Below are 16,488 nucleotides of genomic sequence, written 5' to 3'. Positions count from 1 at the left end.
CGAGCAGGGCTTGGCCGGTCGAGGGTGCGGGCCGGAGTGAGTGGCTGATCGGGGCGGCGGGTTCCGCTCGGATCGAGGTGGGTTGGCGAGCAGGGCTTGGCCGGTCGAGGGTGCGGGCCGGAGTGAGTGGCTGATCGGGGCGGCGGGTTCCGCTCGGATCGAGGTGGGTTGGCGAGCAGGGCTTGGCCGGTCGAGGGTGCGGGCCGGAGTGAGTGGCTGATCGGGGCGGCGGGTTCCACTTGGATCGAGGTGGGTTGGCGAGCAGGGCTTGGCCGGTCGAGGGTGCGGGCCGGAGTGAGTGGCTGATCGGGGCGGCGGGTTCCACTTGGATCGAGGTGGGTTGGCGAGCAGGCTTGGCCGGTCGAGGGTGCGGGCCGGAGTGAGCAGCCGACCGGGCGCGAGATTCGCTTGGATCGCGGCGGGCTGGGTGCGTAAAGCCTTGTCGGCTGAAGTGAGCGGCCGATCGAGGTGGCGAGTTTCGCTGGGACCGCGGCGGATTGATGAGCAAGGCTTGGCCGACCGAGGGGCCGGTGAAGGGGGCAGCCGAGGCGGCGAGTTCCGTTTGGATCGCGGCGAGTTGGCGAGCAAAGTTTGGCCCGCCGAGGTTGCGGGCGGAGTGAGCAGCCCCCGTTTCCACGCTACCCGGGAGCCACGACAGTTTCGGTGCCCTGAACGCCGCGAACGGTCGCGAACAGCCGCGAAAGGTCGCTGAGCGCCGTAGCAGGCCGTGCCGCACCGGCCCCGAACGCCGTGAAGGCCCCCTGCCATGGGCAGGAGGCCTTCACGGAACCTACGACCATCAAGCCGTCGGTGGTTGGTGCACCTTGGTGAGCTTGCCCGCCGCCGTGCGGTCCAGTAGCCACAACGTCCGTCGGTGTCCTCGGGCGCCCGCTACCGGGAGCTGGGCTTCGTCCGCTCCCGACAGTGCCAGCGCTACCGCGTCGGCCTTGGCTTCGCCCGCTGTCATCAGCCAGACGTCCTGGGCTCGGCGGATTGCCGGCAGGGTCAGGGAAACGCGCGTCGGTGGGGGCTTGGGGCAGTTGCGGACCGCCACCACCGAACGCTCCTTCTCGTACACCGCCGGGGATTCCGGGAACACCGATGCGGTGTGGCCCTCGCCGCCCAGGCCGAGCAGCATGATGTCGAACGTCGGGACGTCGCCCTCGTCCGGGCCCGCGTTGTCCGCCAGCACCCGCGCGTACGCCTCGGCGGCGGCGTCCGGGTCGTCGCCGAACTCGCCGTCCGATGCCGCTACCGCGTGGACCCGCTTCGGGTCGAGCGGGACGTGGTCCAGCAGGGCCTCGCGGGCCTGCTTCTCGTTCCGCTCGTCCGAATCGGCCGGGACGAACCGCTCGTCACCCCAGTAGATGTCCAGGCGCGACCAGTCGATCGCGTCACGCGCGCTCGAGTTCCGCAGCTCGGTCAGCACCGCGATACCGGTGCCGCCGCCGGTGAGCACCAGCGACGCCGAACCCTTGGCCGCCTGGACGTCCACGAGCCGCGTGACCAGCCGGGCCGCCGCGGCGGCGGCCAGCAGGTCCTGGTTCGCGTGGACGACGACCTCGGTCTTGCTCATGAAGCGCTCTTCTTGCCGTCGGCACCCGCCTTGGCCGGAGTCTTGGCCGGTGCAGGCGCGGCAGCAGCAGCGCCCGCCGCGGCCGGCGAGGTGACGTCCGCCTTGGCCGGCGCGCCCGTCTTGCCGTTCGTGCCGGACGTGATCTTGCCCAGGCCGTGCAGCGCCGCCTCGTAGACCTCGTCCGGGTCGAGCCGCCGCAGCTCCTCGACCAGGCAGTCCTGCGTGCTGCGCCGCTGCAGGGCGATCCGCCGGGTCGGCTGGCCCGGCTGGGTCAGCGTGCCGACTCGGCCGTCCGGCCGGTGCAGCTCCACCGCGCCCGAACGACGCTCCAGGGTCACCGAGGTGATCCCGGCCGCGCCCGAGCTCTTGACCCGCTTGACCGGCACCTTCAGGTACTCGGCCAGCCACGCGGCCAGCAGCTCGGTCGACGGCGAGTCGGCCTCGCCGGTCACCGTCGCGGCGGTGATCTTCTCGTACGGCGGCAGGTCCAGCGCGGAGACGAGCTGGGCACGCCAGTGCGTCAGCCGCGTCCAGGCCAGGTCCGTGTCGCCCGCGGTGTACGCCTTCGCTCGCGTGGTCAGGGCCTTGACGGGGCTCTTCTCCGCGGCCGAGTCGGTGATCCGGCGCTGGGCCAGCTCGCCGAGCGGGTCCTTGTCCGGGTCCTTCGGGCCGGCGCCGGGCCACCAGCAGACGATCGGCGCGTCCGGCAGCAGCAGCGGGACGACCGCGCTCTGGCCTTGGGCCGCCAGCGGGCCGTAGAGCCGCAGCACGATGACCTCGCTCGCGCCGGCGTCGCCGCCGACGCGGATCTGGCCGTCGATGCGCGGTGACGCGGTGCGCGCGCCCTTGGCGACCACGATCACCCGTGACGGGTGCTCGCGGCTCGCGCCGTTGGCCGCTTCGATCGCCGCTTCGAGGTGGCTGTCGTCGTCGGCCACGATGACCAGCGTGAGCACCCGGCCGAGCGCTACTTGCCCGCCTTGTTCGCGGATCTCCACCAGCTTCTTGTTGAGCAGCGAAGTCGTGGTGGACGGCAGGTCGATGATCACGGGCGCCTCCATTTCCGGCCGGTGCGCTCCAGCATTTCGTCGGCGGACGGCGGGCCCCACGTGCCCGGCGGGTACTGCTCCGGCGCCCCCTCCTTGGCCCAGTGCTCGATGACCGGGTCGAGGATCTTCCAGGACAGCTCGACCTCTTCGTTGACCGGGAACAGCGACGGCTCGCCGAGCAGGACGTCGAGGATCAGGCGCTCGTAGGCCTCGGGGGAGGACTCGGTGAAGGCGTGCCCGTACCCGAAGTCCATGGTGACGTCGCGGACCTCCATCGTGGTCCCCGGCACCTTCGAGCCGAACCGCAGCGTGATGCCCTCGTCCGGCTGGACCCGGATGACCAGGGCGTTCTGCCCCAGCTCCTCGGTCGACGTCGAATCGAACGGCAGGTGCGGCGCCCGCTTGAACACCACGGCGATCTCGGTGACGCGGCGGCCGAGCCGCTTGCCGGTGCGCAGGTAGAACGGCACCCCGGCCCACCGGCGGCTCTGCACCTCGAGCGTCACGGCCGCGAAGGTCTCGGTCTTCGAGTCCTTCGCGAAGCCCTCTTCCTGCAGCAGGCCGGGCACCTTCGTGCCGCCCTGCCAGCCGCCCGCGTACTGCCCGCGCGCGGTGGTCTTGCTCAGCGGCCCGATCGCGCTGGTGCCCGAGAGCACCTTGATCTTCTCCGCGCGCAGGGCCCGCGGGTCGAACGACAGCGGCTCCTCCATCGCGGTGAAGGCGAGCAGCTGCAGCAGGTGGTTCTGGATGACGTCGCGGGCCGCGCCGATGCCGTCGTAGTACCCCGCGCGGCCGCCGAGGCCGATGTCCTCGGCCATGGTGATCTGCACGTGGTCGACGTAGTTGGCGTTCCAGATCGGCTCGAACAGCTGGTTCGCGAAGCGCAGCGCCAGGATGTTCTGGACCGTCTCCTTGCCGAGGTAGTGGTCGATGCGGAACACCGACTCCTCGGGGAAGACGTCGTTGACGATCGCGTTGAGCTCTTCGGCGCTCTTCAGGTCGTGGCCGAACGGCTTCTCGATGACGACGCGGCGCCAGGTGTTCTCGTCCGCGTTGGCCAGCCCGGAGCGGGCCAGCTGCTTGGTCACCACCGGGAACGCGCCGGGCGGGATCGACAGGTAGAACGCCGTGTTGCCGCCGGTGCCGCGTTCCTTGTCGAGGTCCTTGACCGTCTGCGCGAGCCGGTCGAAGGCGTCGTCGTCGTCGAAGGTGCCCTGCACGAACCGGATGCCCTCGGCGAGCCGGTTCCAGACCGACTCCTTGAACGGCGTGCGCGCGTGCGCCTTGACCGAGTCGTGCACGAGCTCGCCGAAGTCCTGGTGCTCCCAGTCGCGGCGGGCGAACCCGACGAGCGAGAAGCCGGCGGGCAGCAGCCCGCGGTTGGCCAGGTCGTAGATGGCGGGCATCAGCTTCTTGCGGGCCAGGTCGCCGGTGACCCCGAAGATCACCAGGCTGGACGGCCCGGCGATGCGCGGGAGCCGCTTGTCCCGCTCGTCCCGCAGCGGGTTGCTCCAGGTCATGCTTCCCCCTCCTGAACCGCGACCTCCTGCACCGCGCGGACAACGGCCGCGAGGCCCGCGGCGCGGTCGGTCAGGTGCAGGCGCAGCACCGGGCGGCCGTGCTCGGCGAGCACCTGGCCGTCGCCCAGGGCCTGGGCGTGCTGCAGCTGCCCCAGCGTGTACGGCCGGTCCGGCACGTCGAGGTCCCGCTCCACCGCGCCGGTGAGCTGCAGGAAGACGCCGTTCTGGTGGCCGCCCTTGTGGTACTGCCCGGTGGAGTGCAGGAACCGGGGACCCCAGCCGAACGTGGTCTGCAGGCCGGTGCGCTGGGCGATCTCGCCGCGCAGCAGCGCCGTCGACGCGTCGTCGAGCCGGTCCAGGTAGGCCTGCACCGCGATGTAGCCGGCGTCCGGCGCGGAAGCGAAGAACGCGCGGAGCACGTCGACGAGCTTCCCGTCGGTCGAAACGCCTTCGCTGCCGAAGATCTCGACCGGTCCGTCCACATTGGACGCCGTCTCGCCGCCCTTGAGCTTCTCCGGGTCGTCCAGCAGCGCGCGCGCCGCCTTCTTCGCGGTCTCGACGTCGGGCTGGTCGAACGGGTTGATCCCGAGCAGCCTGCCGGCCAGCGCGGTGGCGAACTCCCAGAGCAGCAGCTGCGCGCCGAGCGAGCCGGTGACGCCGATCTTCGCCGCGCCCTTGGGGCTGCCGACGGAGACCGCGGTGGCGTCGGCCTTCGCGTCGGCGAAGCCGGGCGCCTCCGTGCCTTCGACCGCGACCGGCAGCAGGCCGGTGCCCTCCTTGCCGGTGGACTCGGCGATCAGCTGCTCGGCCCAGTCCGGGAACCCCTTGATGCCGGAACCGGAGTCGGCCAGCACGACCTTCTCGGCGCCCTGCTCGTGCGCGGCGGCCCAGGCGGCGGCCAGCTTGACCGCCGGGTTGTCCACCGAGTCCGAAGCGAGCTCTTCGGCCGCCGAAGCGGCCTGGTCGAGCAGCCGGGCGACGTCCGCGCCGGCCAGCCCGGCCGGGACGAGCCCGAACGCGGTCAGCGCGGAGTAGCGGCCGCCGACGTGCGGGTCGGCGAGGAAGGTCTTGCGGTAACCCTCCTTTTCGGACAGTGCCTGGAACGGCGAGCCCGGGTCGGTGACGACCACGATCCGCCGCGCCGCGTCGATCCCCGCGTCGGTGAACGCCTTCGCGAAGATCCGCCGGTGGCTGTCGGTCTCGACGGTGCCGCCCGACTTCGACGACACCACGATCACCGTGCGCTCGAGGTCACCGGCGAGCGCGTCGGCGACCTGGCCCGGGTCGGTCGTGTCGAGCACGGTCAGCGCGACGTCGTCGGTCCCGGTGATCAGCTCCGGCGCGAGCGACGAGCCGCCCATGCCGGCGAGGACCACGCGGTCGACGCCCTCGGACCGCAGTTCGGTGCGCAGCGCCTCGATCTCGCCGATCAGCGGCCGGGACGACTTGTGCAGCGTCGTCCACGACAGCCGGATCGACGCTTCGGATTCGGCGTCCGGTCCCCAGAGCGTGGCGTCCTTCGCGGCCAGCTTCGACGCGGCCTGGTCGGCGACCAGCCGCTCGGCCAGCGGCGCGGCGCGCTCCGCCAGTTCGGCGTCCACGATCTCGACGCCGGTCTTTTCCCCTGTCGTCATGTCGTGCTTCAGCCCTTCGCCTTTTCCAGCTGGCCGTTGACGGTGTCGAGCAGTTCGGTCCAGGACTTCTCGAACTTCTCGACGCCTTCGTTCTCCAGCACCAGGAACACGTCGGTGATGTCGATGCCGACGGCCGAGAGCTTGTCGAAGACCTCCTGCGCCTCGGCGCCGCGGCCGGACACCTGGTCACCCTTGAGCTCGGAGCCCGCGGCGACGGCGTCCATCGTCTTCTCCGGCATGGTGTTGACGGTGTCCTTCACCACCAGGTCGTCGACGTAGAGGGTGGGGGAGTAGTCCGGGTTCTTGACGCCGGTCGAGGCCCACAGCGGACGCTGCGCGTTCGCGCCGTCGGCGGCGAGGGCCTTCCAGCGGTCCGTGGCCGAGAGCTCCTCGAAGGCCGCGTAGGCGAGCCGGGCGTTGGCGACGGCCGCCTTGCCACGCAGCGCCTTGGCCTCGTCGGTGCCGATCGCGTCGAGCCGCTTGTCGATCTCGGTGTCCACCCGGGACACGAAGAACGACGCGACCGAGTGGATGCCGCGCAGGTCGTGGCCGTTGGCCTTCGCCTGCTCCAGCCCGGCGAAGTAGGCCTCGATGACCTTCTTGTAGCGCTCGACGGAGAAGATCAGCGTGACGTTGACGCTGATGCCCTCGGCGAGCGTGGCGGTGATCGCCGGCAGGCCCTCTTCGGTGGCCGGGATCTTGATCAGCGTGTTCGGCCGGTCGACGGTCTTCCACAGGTCCTGGGCCTCGGCGACCGTCCGGTCGGTGTCCTTGGCCAGGCGCGGGTCGACCTCGATCGAGACGCGGCCGTCGACGCCGTTCGTGGCGGCGTAGACGTCGCGGAACAGGTCCGCGGCGTTGCGCACGTCGGTCGTGGTCAGGTCCCGGATGGTCGCCTCGACGTCGGCGCCCTGGGCGGCGAGTTCCTTCGTCCGCTCGTCGTAGGCGTCACCCTTCGACATCGCGTTGGCGAAGATCGTCGGGTTGGTCGTCACGCCGACGACGTGCTTGTCGCGGACCAGCGCGGCGAGGTTGCCGGTGTTCAGGCGTTCACGCGAAAGGTCGTCCAGCCAGATCGAAACACCGGCCTCGGACAGCTGCGCGAGCTTGTCGTTGCTCATCAATGTCCCTTTCAGTTCTTGGTGTTGGCGATCGAGCGGCGGGCGGCGTCGACGACTGCTTCCGTGGTGAACCCGAACTCACGGAACAGGGTGCCGGCATCGGCGGAGGCGCCGAAGTGCTCGATCGAGACGTTCACGCCGGCGTCACCGGTGAAGCGGTGCCACGACTGGGCGATGCCCGCCTCGACGGACACGCGGGCCTTCACACCGGCCGGGATGACGGACTCGCGGTAGGCCGCGTCCTGCGCGTCGAACCACTCGACGCACGGCATCGAGACGACGCGCGCCTTGACGCCGTCGGCCTCGAGGACCTTCTTCGCCTCGACGGCGAGCTGGACCTCGGAGCCGGTGCCGATCAGCACCACGTCCGGGGTGCCGTCCGAGTCCGCCAGGACGTAGCCACCCTTGGCGACGCCCTCGGCGCTGGTGCCCTCGAGCACCGGCACGTTCTGGCGGGTGAGCGCCAGGCCGGACGGGTGGTGGATGTCCTCCAGCACGGCCTTCCACGCGTAGGCGGTCTCGTTGGCGTCCGCCGGGCGGACGACGTTGAGGCCCGGGATCGCGCGCAGCGCGGAGAGCTGCTCGATCGGCTGGTGCGTCGGGCCGTCCTCGCCGAGCCCGATCGAGTCGTGCGTCCACACGTAGGTGACCGGCGCCTTCATCAGCGCGGCCAGCCGGACCGGCGGGCGCATGTAGTCGGAGAAGATGAGGAACGTCGCGCCGTACGGGCGGGTGCCGCCGTGCAGCGCGATCCCGTTGAGGATCGAGCCCATGGCGTGCTCGCGGATGCCGAAGTGCAGCGTCCGGCCGTAGGGGCTGGTCTTCCACATGTCCGTGGAAGCCTTCTCCGGGCCGAACGAGTCGGCGCCCTTCATCGTGGTGTTGTTGCTCTCGGCGAGGTCCGCGGACCCGCCCCACAGCTCCGGCAGCGGCTCGGCGAGCGCGTTGAGCACCTCACCGGAGGCCTTGCGGGTGGCGACGCCCTTGGCGTCCGGCTCCCACTTCGGCAGGTTGTCGGCGAAGCCCTCGGGCAGCGTGCGGGTGGCCATCCGGTCCGCGATCTTCTTGCGCTCCGGGTTCGCCTCGCCCCACGCCGCGAACTTCTCCTGCCATTCGGCGTGGGCGGCCTTGCCGCGCTCGAGCGCCTGGCGGGTGTGCTTGATGACGTCGTCCTCGACCTGGAACGACTGCTCCGGGTCGAAGCCCAGGATCTTCTTGACCTCGGCGACCTCTTCGGCGCCCAGCGCCGCGCCGTGCGCCTTGCCGGTGCCCATCTTCTTCGGCGCGGGGTAGCCGATGATGGTCCGCACCGCGATGAACGACGGCTTGCCCGTTTCGGCCTTCGCGTTCTTGATGGCCTCTTCGAGCGCGACGACGTCTTCGCCGCCTTCGACGAACTGGGTGTGCCAGCCGTAGGCCTCGTACCGCGCGACCGTGTCCTCCGAAAGGGCGATGTTCGTGTCGTCCTCGATGGAGATCTTGTTGTCGTCCCAGAAGACGATCAGGTTGCCCAGCTCCTGGCGGCCCGCGATGGACGACGCCTCGGCGGTGACACCCTCTTCGATGTCGCCGTCGGAGGCGATGGAGTAGATGAAGTGGTCGAAGATGCTCTCGCCGGGAGCGGCGTCCGGGTCCAGCAGGCCGCGCTCGCGGCGGGCGGCCATCGCCATGCCCACGGCGTTCGCCAGGCCCTGCCCGAGCGGGCCGGTGGTGGTCTCGACGCCGTCGGTGTGGCGGTATTCCGGGTGACCCGGGGTCTTCGAGCCCCACTTGCGCAGCTGCTTGAGGTCCTCGAGCTCGAGGCCGTAACCGGCGAGGTACAGCTGGATGTAGAGCGTCAGGCTGCTGTGCCCGGCCGACAGCACGAACCGGTCGCGGCCCGGCCAGTTCTGGTCGTTCGGGTCGTGACGCAGCGTGCGCTGGAAGAGCGTGTAGGCCAGCGGCGCCAGGCTCATCGCGGTACCGGGGTGGCCGCTGCCACAGTTCTCGACCGCGTCCGCGGCGAGTACCCGGACGGTGTCCACGGCGCGGGTGTCGGTGTCGGTCCAGTCGGCGGGCGTGTTGCGCCGCAGGAGTGGGTTGTTCTCGCTGGTAGGGGCGGTTTCGGACACTGAACTCCAACTCCCGGTCATGATGGTTGCGGCTGCTCTTCCTCGTTCCGGTTACCCGTGCGCGGGGTCATCTATCTCAATCGATCCCGAAGGGACGATATTCCTGCTCGCGACCCTGCGCAGGGGCAATCGCGGCCCGACCCGGCCAGCCTAGTGCTTGAGCCCGTCGAGGACCCGCGATCACCCACGGGATTCACCACGTCTAACATCGTTCGAGGGTTCAGACCGGCGGTTTTCAGCGGCACCACACGCCTCCGGCAACGGGCCCGCCCCGAACCTGACGCAGGGAGTGAAATGTCGTTGGTGAACGCTGCGCACGGACGCAGTGAGGACACCAGCGCGGTGCACCCGACCGGTGAACGACCGCACGGTGACCGGCGACGCATCCGCCAGGTCGTCGGGGCCTACGCCGCTTTGGCGAAGCCGCGGGTGATCGAGCTCCTCCTGGTGACCACCATCCCGGCGATGTTCCTCGCCGGCCGTCAGATCCCCTCGCCGTGGCTGGTACTGGCCACGCTGCTGGGCGGGACGATGGCCGCGGGCAGCGCGAACGCGCTCAACTGCGTGATCGACGCGGACATCGACAAGGTGATGAACCGCACGAAGCGGCGTCCCCTGGTGAAGGACTCGGTGCCGCGGCGCGGCGCGCTGATCTTCGGCTTGGTGATGGGTGTCGCCTCGGCCGTGGTGCTCTACTTCACGGTCAACCTGCTGTCGGCGATCCTCGCGGTCGCGACGATCCTCTTCTACATCTTCGTCTACACGCTCGGCCTGAAGCGGCGCACGTCGCAGAACGTCGTCTGGGGCGGCGCGGCCGGCTGCATGCCGGTGGTCATCGGCTGGGCGGCCGTCACCGGCACCGTCCAGTGGCCGGCGTTCGTGATGTTCGGCGTCATCTTCTTCTGGACCCCGCCGCACACCTGGGCGCTGGGCATGAAGTACCGCGACGACTACGAGCGCGCGGGCGTCCCGATGCTCCCGGTCGTGGCCACCGCCCAGCACGTCGCCAAGCAGATCGTCATCTACTCGTGGGTGATGGTGGCCTGGACGCTGCTGCTGCTCCCGGTGACGTCGTGGCTGTACGGCACGTTCGCGATCCTCGCGGGCGGCTGGTTCCTCTTCTACGCGCACAGCCTCCAGGCCGCGGTCCGCCGCGGCGAGGAGACGAAGCCGATGGCGCTGTTCCACCGCTCGAACACGTACCTGATGATCGTGTTCGTGGCGCTGGCCGTCGACTCGGCCATCGGCCTGCCGACGCTCGGCCTCCCCTTCTGATCCTGTTGAGGCGCGCAGGCGTCGCGCTGGTCGTGATCGTCCTGTTCGCGGCGTTGCTCTACATCGGCGGCCGCAAGGTGTCGCTGGACCAGAACACGCTGCTGGGCACCGGCTGCGCGATCCCTTCGCACGTCACGGCGGTTTCTTCAGCGCCCGACGCGGCCCCCGGTGGCGGCGGAATCCGCGTCGCCGAAACGTCGTCGTCCGGCGTTGTGCTGGAGAACACGAGCACCCAGGTCGGGTACCGGATCCCGGTCGGCTCGGCTGTGGTGCCGCTGCTCACCCCGGGAGCCCGCATCGGCGTGGCTGAGGTCGGCTCTGTCGGCCAGGTGACCTGGCTGTCGCCGGAGTCGTTGGGCGGCTTCACGCCGGTGACGGCCACGGTCGTCCCGGGCGGCGTCCGCTACCACTCGGCGAACTGCCGGGCGCTGACCAGCCGGGGCGCCGCGGTCCTGCACCGCGACGCCGCCGGCCGGATCGTGGGCGCGGAACGGTTGTCCGCCGATCGGGTGTCGTGTGCGCCGGGGGACCGGGAGCTGCCGTTCGTCTTGGGGGCGGGTACCGAGGTCTACCCCTACTGCGACCTCGTCAGCGGCTGACCCCGGACCGTCCTTTCCGAAACTCTCAGTGTCTCGCCGCACACTGTGAGAAACTTCCCTGGTTGGGCGCTTAACTCGGGGAGGGTGAATGCCTGATCACGGTGTCGACCTCGCGGTCGACCTCTATCGGATGCTTGTCGTCGCCAAGGACGATCTGCCGTCGGTATCCGCCGTCTACGGTGATGTCATCGCGAAATACGGCCAAGCGAGGTCCGGTTTGGACGGCGTGATGACGCGGCCGGACCATTTCGGCGGTGACGCTCTGGGGCCGGTGCACGCGGCCTGGGTCGAGTTGCACGGCGCCGCGGCGAAGTTCATGACGGACACCCAGTCCAGCCTGAACGACACCGCGGCAGCGCTGGCCAAAGCCGTCGAGATGTACTCGTCGAACGACCGGGCCGCCGCGGACCAGCTGCACAAGCTGATCGCGGAACGTGGCGAGCCCACGCCGGGGCGGTGACGCGTGAGCTTCGAGGAACTGATGGCCCACGCGAGCGAGATCAAGTTCTTGGCGATCAAACGGGCACTCGACGAGCACGAGACCGAGCCGGAATACGCCCGGCAGGGTGTCGACGGCTACTACCAGCAGGTGATCGAACCCCTGTTCAAGCCGTTCTCGCGCATTCCCGACCCGGCCGGTTACCAGCCGACGATCGACGGCTTGTCCGCCGCGATGCACGACTTGTCCGGCGGCCACATCGACCAGGACCCGATCGACAAGAATCCCTATCTGGCCAATCCGACCCTGGAAAAGATGCACACGGCAAGCGACTACCTCCAGGACTGGTCGGGGCAGGCCGCGATGCTCTTCAAGCAGAAGTTCCTCGACCCGTTCCCGGCGATCTCGGCCAACCAGTTCATCCTCACCGCGATCCTCAAGGCGGCGCTGGAGGCCCACCAGGCGATGTGGGCGAAGACCCGGGACGACATCGACAAGATCGCGCACGCCACGATGGACGTGTTCGACAACAAGTGCTGTGACAAGAACACGTGGAACGTGACCTTCACCGTGTTGTCTTCGATCGGAGCCACCGCCGCCGCCGTTCTCACGGTCGCGACGGACGGCGCTGCGGCCCCTCTCCTGCTGTCGGTGGTCGGTGCGGCCGCGCAGGTCGGAGCGACTCTGCCGCCGGACAGTTTGTCGGACCCGCCCAAGGGTGGCGGCGAGACCGCACTGCAGATCATCAACTCGATGAAGGCGACGATCGATCAGTTGACTCTGGTGGTCCAGAAGGCAGAGGCGGTGATCGCCGAGAAGACCTCCGCTGTCACGAGGCTGCTCGGCGAGCACAGTTCGTATTTCGTCTCGGCACGCCCGGCTGTCGCCTCCATTCCGGATGGCGAGATCACCGGCAGCGCCGGCCTCGGCGATTCGAACTGAGGAGCGTGATCATGGGAAGACTCGCCGACCGGCTCGACGGCATCCGGGTACGCGTCCGGGCGCCCGGCGCCGACATCGAGGCTGAACTGCGCAATCGGACGGACATCACGATCACATTCGGCGAAAGCGTCTACGAGTTCGCCGACGAACGTGGGCTGGAGCGCTCACTCGCGGCGCTGGCACGCCTGGTTTACGCGGGCTGGCTGCGGCAGTACCGGGCGGCGATCGACGAGTCCGCTCTCGATATCACGCCGAGCGACGAACGGGACCACGCATTCCTCGACGAACGATCGAAGATCGAAGCCAGCGGGAGGTCCAGTGATGGCAGGATCTCCCTGACCTGCGTGGGCATGCAGGAGATATCGGTGGAGATCGTGCCCGGCACGGTTCGTGAGCTGGCCGAAGAACAGTTCGCGGCGCGTGCCAAGGAGGCCGTCACCATCCTGATCCAGGACTACCTGGCGAAGGTCAGCGCCCTGAGGAAGCGGTTCTACGGATGAGCAGGAAAGGTCTCCTGGCCGTGCTCGGTGTTGTCGTCGTCCTCGCCGCCATCGTCGTCTCGGCAGGTGGCAAGCTGCCCTGGACCGGCGGATCCGCCTCGGACGACAGCTGTGACATCCCCGACCGGGCCCCCGCGAGCACACCGGCGTCCGCGCCGGGCGGGATCAAGGTCGTCGAGCAGGGGTTCAGCCAGAGCCCGTCCGGTCTGGTCAGCCTCGGGGCCGTCCTGGAGAACACCTCTGCCGAGGTCGCTCGCCGGATTCCGGTGCGGTTCCGGCTGTTCGACGCCGCGCAACACGAGCTTCCCGAACTGACGACCGGCGAGCTGAGCGTCGAGATTCCCCTGCTCCTGCCCGGTCAGCGGATCGGCGCCGGAACGGGTGCCTACCGGCGGGAAATCCCCGTGGCCGACGCCGAGACCGCCGTGGGATCGAACGCCTGGGTGCCCCGCGCCGCTGTAGGCAGTCTCACGCCCGTCGGCGCGTCTTACCTCCGCACCTCGCACTTCTATCCGGACAACCCGGTGAACGTCGATGTCCACTACCGGGAGGTGTCCACGAACTGCCGGAACCTGGACAGTCGCGACACCACCGTGGTCTTCCGCGATCGTGCCGGCCGGATCGTCGGCGGCGACCACGGCCCGGCCGGCAACACGCTCACCTTCCAGGACACCCATGGCAACGCCATCGTGGTCGAGCGACAGCCACCGGTCAGCCCGTCGTGTTCGACAGGGGAGCGGGAGACCTGGGTCATCCCGTACGTCGGGGCCCCCGCCACTGCCGATGACTCCCGCACCGAGGTCTACCCCTACTGCGACCTCAGGCCGGAATGATCCCGCCCTGGTCGCCGTTAAACTTGGCTGGCCCTTTTCCTTGAGGCGAAAGCAGGATGCTCTTGTCCGTCTCGCCGGACGACACACACGCCGCCGAGCTCGCTCGTGAGCAGGCGTACGTCACCACCCTCTACACCAAGCTCGACGCCGAACGCGTCGACGCCCAGCGGCGCCTCGACGAGACGCTGCGGCTGACCGGCGGTACCCCGCAGGCCCGTACCGAACGCGACGTCGCGACCACCCTCTACACCGACCGGCTCGCGCAGCTCGGCTCCGTCGAGCAGGGCCTCGCCTTCGGGCGGCTCGACTTCGTGCCCGGCAGCACCGAGGAGACCACCTACATCGGCCGCCTCGGGCTGTTCGACGAGGACGACGACTACCAGCCGCTGCTGGTCGACTGGCGCGCGCCCGTCGCGCGGCCGTTCTACCTCGCCACCGCCGCGTCACCCGACGGGGTACGCCGGCGGCGGCACCTGCGGTCGCTGACCCGCAAGGTCACCGGCTTCGACGACGAGATCCTCGACCTCGCCGCCGCCGACCAGGGGCAGGACCTCGGGCTCGCCGGCGAAGCCGCGCTGCTCGCTGCGCTCGAACAGCGTCGCACAGGTGAGATGAGCGACATCGTCGCGACCATCCAGGCCGAGCAGGACCGGATCATCCGCGCCCCGCTCGGCGGGGTCATGGTCGTGCAGGGCGGGCCGGGCACCGGCAAGACCGCCGTCGCGCTGCACCGCGCCGCCTACCTGCTCTACACCCACCGCCAGCAGCTCACGACCCGCGGCGTGCTCGTCGTCGGGCCGAACAGCACGTTCCTGCGCTACATCGGCCAGGTGCTGCCGTCGCTGGGCGAGACGGGTGTGCTGCTCGCCACCGTCGGGCAGCTCTACCCGGGCCTGGACGCCGACGGCGCCGAGCGGCGCGAGACCGCGGAGGTCAAGGGCCGGCTGGTCATGGCCGACGTCCTCGCCACCGCCGTCCGCGACCGCCAGCGCGTGCCCGACCCGGTGCTGGAGATCGAGTACGAGCACGACGTCCTCAAGCTCGACCGCAAGACCTGCACCGAGGCCCGCACCCGCGCCCGGCGCTCGCGGCGCCCGCACAACCCGGCGCGGCGCCTGTTCGTCTCCGACGTCCTCGACGCCCTGACCCGCCAGGCCTCGCGGAAGCTGGGGGAGGACCTCCTGGACGGTCAGGACCTGCAGGACATCCGCGCCGAGCTGGCCGCGGACGAGCACATCGCCGCCGCGCTGAACGAGCTGTGGCCCGTGCTCACCCCGGAAGGCGTGCTCGACGACCTGTTCGCCGACCGCGAACGCCTCGACAGCGCCGCCCGGAAGCACCTGTCCGACGCCGACCGCGCGCTGCTGGAGAGCAGCCGCGACGCCGCGTGGACACCCGCCGACGTCCCGCTGCTCGACGAGCTGGCCGAGCTGATCGGCGTCGACGACACCGAGGCCCGCGTCGAGCGCAAACGCCGTGAGCGCGAGGACCGCGCGTACGCCGAGGGCGTGCTCGACATCCTCGAGCAGGACGAGGAGATCATCGACGAGGAGCTGCTGCGCGTCTCGGACGTCCTGGACGCCGAGCTGTTCGCCGAGCGCCAGGTGGAGCGCAGCGAGCTGACCGCGGCCCAGCGCGCGGCGCAGGACCGGACCTGGACGTTCGGGCACGTGATCGTCGACGAGGCCCAGGAACTGTCCGCGATGGACTGGCGGCTGCTCATGCGGCGCTCGCCGAACCGGTCGATGACGCTCGTGGGCGACGTCGCGCAGACCGGCGCCGCGGGTGGCGCGCGGTCGTGGGGCGAGGTGCTGTCGCCGTACGTCGAGGACCGGTGGCGGCTCGAGCAGCTGACCGTCAACTACCGCACGCCCGCCGAGATCATGGCGGTCGCGGCGCGCGTGCTGGCCGAGGTCGACGCAGGCCTGGCCGCGCCGTCGTCGGTGCGGGAGAGCGGCGTCCCGCCGTGGTCCGCGCACCCGGCCGACCTCGCGGCGGAGCTGCCCGGTCTGGTGGCCGCGGAGCTGTCCGCAGTGGACGGTGGCACGGTCGCGGTGCTGGTGCCCGCGAGCCGGTTCGACGAGGTCTCCGCCGTGCTCGGCGCCTTCGACGAACGGCTGAGCGTGCTGACGGTCGAGCGGTCCAAGGGCCTGGAGTTCGACGCGGTGGTGCTGGTCGCGCCGGACGAGGTCGTCGCGGGTTCGCCGCGCGGGCTCAACGACCTGTACGTGGCCCTGACGCGGGCGACCCGGCGACTCGGTGTGGTCCGGACCGGTGACGAAGTACCGGCACTCTCCGTGCTTGGCTAGTCTCCCCGGCATGCAGAAAATCGGGAAGATCGTGGTCGTCGCCGCGGCGGCGCTGTCGCTGGCCGCGTGCGGCCAGGACACCAAGACCCAGACGGCCGCACCGGCGGGGCCGCCCGTTCCGTCGTCGTCGGCCGCGCAGGCGCCCCAGAGCAAGGGCCGCGAGTGCACCGCCGACGACGTCAAGTCGACGGGCAAGTTCGGCGAAGCGCCGACGATCACCATCCCCGACGACTGCGACCCGCCGAAGAAGCTGATCACGAAGGACCTGTCCGACGGCACCGGCAACGGCGCGAAGGCCGGCCAGGACCTGAAGATGAACTACACGCTGGTGACCTGGTCGAACAAGCAGAAGCTGGACAGCTCGTTCGACCGCGGCGAGCCGTTCGACCTGCAGCTCGGCGCGGGCCAGGTGATCCCGGGCTGGGACCAGGGCCTGGTCGGCATCAAGCAGGGCGCCCGCCGGCTGCTGATCATCCCGCCGGACCTCGGTTACGGCCAGGGCGGCCAGGGCATCCAGCCGAACGAGACGCTGGTGTTCGTCACGGATGCGGTCTCGGTCCCGGCCTCGTAGCCTCGGGTC

14 protein-coding genes are annotated in these 16,488 nt (G+C 70.1%); 8 read left to right on the top strand and 6 right to left on the bottom strand.

The genetic code is table 11. The features are described from left to right. Positions 1-799 precede the first annotated feature (799 nt). The 6 genes from pgl to tkt are packed head-to-tail and all read right to left on the bottom strand — an operon-like array spanning position 800 to position 9,011. Positions 800-1,576 carry a 6-phosphogluconolactonase gene (pgl, locus tag OHS58_RS22190; RefSeq protein ID WP_328649688.1) on the bottom strand — a complete coding sequence of 259 codons (777 nt, stop codon included), beginning with the start codon at positions 1,574-1,576 and terminating at the stop codon, positions 800-802. Then, a complete protein-coding gene (gene opcA / locus OHS58_RS22185) occupies positions 1,573-2,625 on the bottom strand; it encodes a glucose-6-phosphate dehydrogenase assembly protein OpcA (RefSeq protein WP_328649687.1) in 1,053 nt (350 codons plus the stop codon). Before opcA ends, pgl begins: the two co-directional genes overlap by 4 nt. Next, positions 2,622-4,145, bottom strand: a complete 1,524-nt coding sequence (gene zwf, locus OHS58_RS22180) for a glucose-6-phosphate dehydrogenase (RefSeq protein WP_326947867.1) — start codon at positions 4,143-4,145, stop codon at positions 2,622-2,624. The genes opcA and zwf overlap by 4 nt, the downstream gene beginning before the upstream one ends. Continuing rightward, complete coding sequence (locus tag OHS58_RS22175) at positions 4,142-5,779, bottom strand: glucose-6-phosphate isomerase (protein WP_328649686.1); 1,638 nt, start codon at positions 5,777-5,779, stop codon at positions 4,142-4,144. The genes zwf and OHS58_RS22175 overlap by 4 nt, the downstream gene beginning before the upstream one ends. Positions 5,780-5,787: 8 nt before the next feature. Continuing rightward, entirely contained in the window at positions 5,788-6,900 is a 1,113-nt protein-coding gene (tal, locus tag OHS58_RS22170; RefSeq protein ID WP_328649685.1) for a transaldolase, read from the bottom strand. Between the two features lie 11 nt (positions 6,901-6,911). Further along, positions 6,912-9,011 carry a transketolase gene (gene tkt, locus OHS58_RS22165; RefSeq protein WP_328649684.1) on the bottom strand — a complete coding sequence of 700 codons (2,100 nt, stop codon included), beginning with the start codon at positions 9,009-9,011 and terminating at the stop codon, positions 6,912-6,914. 294 nt (positions 9,012-9,305) lie between these two features. Here tkt and OHS58_RS22160 point away from each other — a divergent pair, with 294 nt between their 5' ends. The 8 genes from OHS58_RS22160 (at position 9,306) to OHS58_RS22125 (ending at position 16,479) form a co-directional block, all read left to right on the top strand. After that, positions 9,306-10,286, top strand: coding sequence for a heme o synthase (locus tag OHS58_RS22160; protein WP_326954686.1), 981 nt, complete (start codon positions 9,306-9,308; stop codon positions 10,284-10,286). A 5-nt stretch (positions 10,287-10,291) separates the two neighbouring features. Beyond that, entirely contained in the window at positions 10,292-10,885 is a 594-nt protein-coding gene (locus tag OHS58_RS22155) for a hypothetical protein (protein ID WP_328649683.1), read from the top strand. A gap of 88 nt (positions 10,886-10,973) precedes the next feature. Further along, the gene (locus tag OHS58_RS22150; RefSeq protein ID WP_326947873.1) at positions 10,974-11,345 is read left to right on the top strand and encodes a hypothetical protein; all 372 of its coding nucleotides are present in this window, start codon (positions 10,974-10,976) and stop codon (positions 11,343-11,345) included. 3 nt (positions 11,346-11,348) lie between these two features. Then, positions 11,349-12,266, top strand: coding sequence for a hypothetical protein (locus tag OHS58_RS22145; RefSeq protein WP_328649682.1), 918 nt, complete (start codon positions 11,349-11,351; stop codon positions 12,264-12,266). An 11-nt stretch (positions 12,267-12,277) separates the two neighbouring features. After that, positions 12,278-12,766 (top strand): hypothetical protein, encoded by a 489-nt coding sequence (locus tag OHS58_RS22140; protein ID WP_326947875.1) that lies wholly within the window; start codon positions 12,278-12,280, stop codon positions 12,764-12,766. Further along, positions 12,763-13,599 carry a hypothetical protein gene (locus tag OHS58_RS22135; RefSeq protein WP_328649681.1) on the top strand — a complete coding sequence of 279 codons (837 nt, stop codon included), beginning with the start codon at positions 12,763-12,765 and terminating at the stop codon, positions 13,597-13,599. Before OHS58_RS22140 ends, OHS58_RS22135 begins: the two co-directional genes overlap by 4 nt. Positions 13,600-13,655: 56 nt before the next feature. After that, the gene (locus OHS58_RS22130; protein WP_328649680.1) at positions 13,656-15,908 is read left to right on the top strand and encodes a HelD family protein; all 2,253 of its coding nucleotides are present in this window, start codon (positions 13,656-13,658) and stop codon (positions 15,906-15,908) included. Positions 15,909-15,918: 10 nt separating this feature from the next. Next, positions 15,919-16,479, top strand: a complete 561-nt coding sequence (locus OHS58_RS22125) for an FKBP-type peptidyl-prolyl cis-trans isomerase (RefSeq protein WP_247049199.1) — start codon at positions 15,919-15,921, stop codon at positions 16,477-16,479. The last annotated feature ends 9 nt before the right edge of the window (positions 16,480-16,488 follow it).

This window comes from Amycolatopsis sp. NBC_00348 (assembly GCF_036114655.1).
Lineage (GTDB): Bacteria > Actinomycetota > Actinomycetes > Mycobacteriales > Pseudonocardiaceae > Amycolatopsis.
This window is presented reverse-complemented; position numbering and strand designations above follow the sequence as displayed.

What these genes read in the sequence shown, in the direction of transcription:
- pgl (WP_328649688.1), bottom strand. Translation starts at nt 1,576, where the DNA reads ATGAGCAAGACCGAGGTCGTCGTCCACGCGAACCAGGACCTGCTGGCC.
- zwf (WP_326947867.1), bottom strand. Translation starts at nt 4,145, where the DNA reads ATGACCTGGAGCAACCCGCTGCGGGACGAGCGGGACAAGCGGCTCCCG.
- OHS58_RS22175 (WP_328649686.1), bottom strand. Translation starts at nt 5,779, where the DNA reads ATGACGACAGGGGAAAAGACCGGCGTCGAGATCGTGGACGCCGAACTG.
- tal (WP_328649685.1), bottom strand. Translation starts at nt 6,900, where the DNA reads ATGAGCAACGACAAGCTCGCGCAGCTGTCCGAGGCCGGTGTTTCGATC.
- OHS58_RS22160 (WP_326954686.1), top strand. Translation starts at nt 9,306, where the DNA reads ATGTCGTTGGTGAACGCTGCGCACGGACGCAGTGAGGACACCAGCGCG.
- OHS58_RS22150 (WP_326947873.1), top strand. Translation starts at nt 10,974, where the DNA reads ATGCCTGATCACGGTGTCGACCTCGCGGTCGACCTCTATCGGATGCTT.
- OHS58_RS22140 (WP_326947875.1), top strand. Translation starts at nt 12,278, where the DNA reads ATGGGAAGACTCGCCGACCGGCTCGACGGCATCCGGGTACGCGTCCGG.
- OHS58_RS22135 (WP_328649681.1), top strand. Translation starts at nt 12,763, where the DNA reads ATGAGCAGGAAAGGTCTCCTGGCCGTGCTCGGTGTTGTCGTCGTCCTC.
- OHS58_RS22130 (WP_328649680.1), top strand. Translation starts at nt 13,656, where the DNA reads ATGCTCTTGTCCGTCTCGCCGGACGACACACACGCCGCCGAGCTCGCT.
- OHS58_RS22125 (WP_247049199.1), top strand. Translation starts at nt 15,919, where the DNA reads ATGCAGAAAATCGGGAAGATCGTGGTCGTCGCCGCGGCGGCGCTGTCG.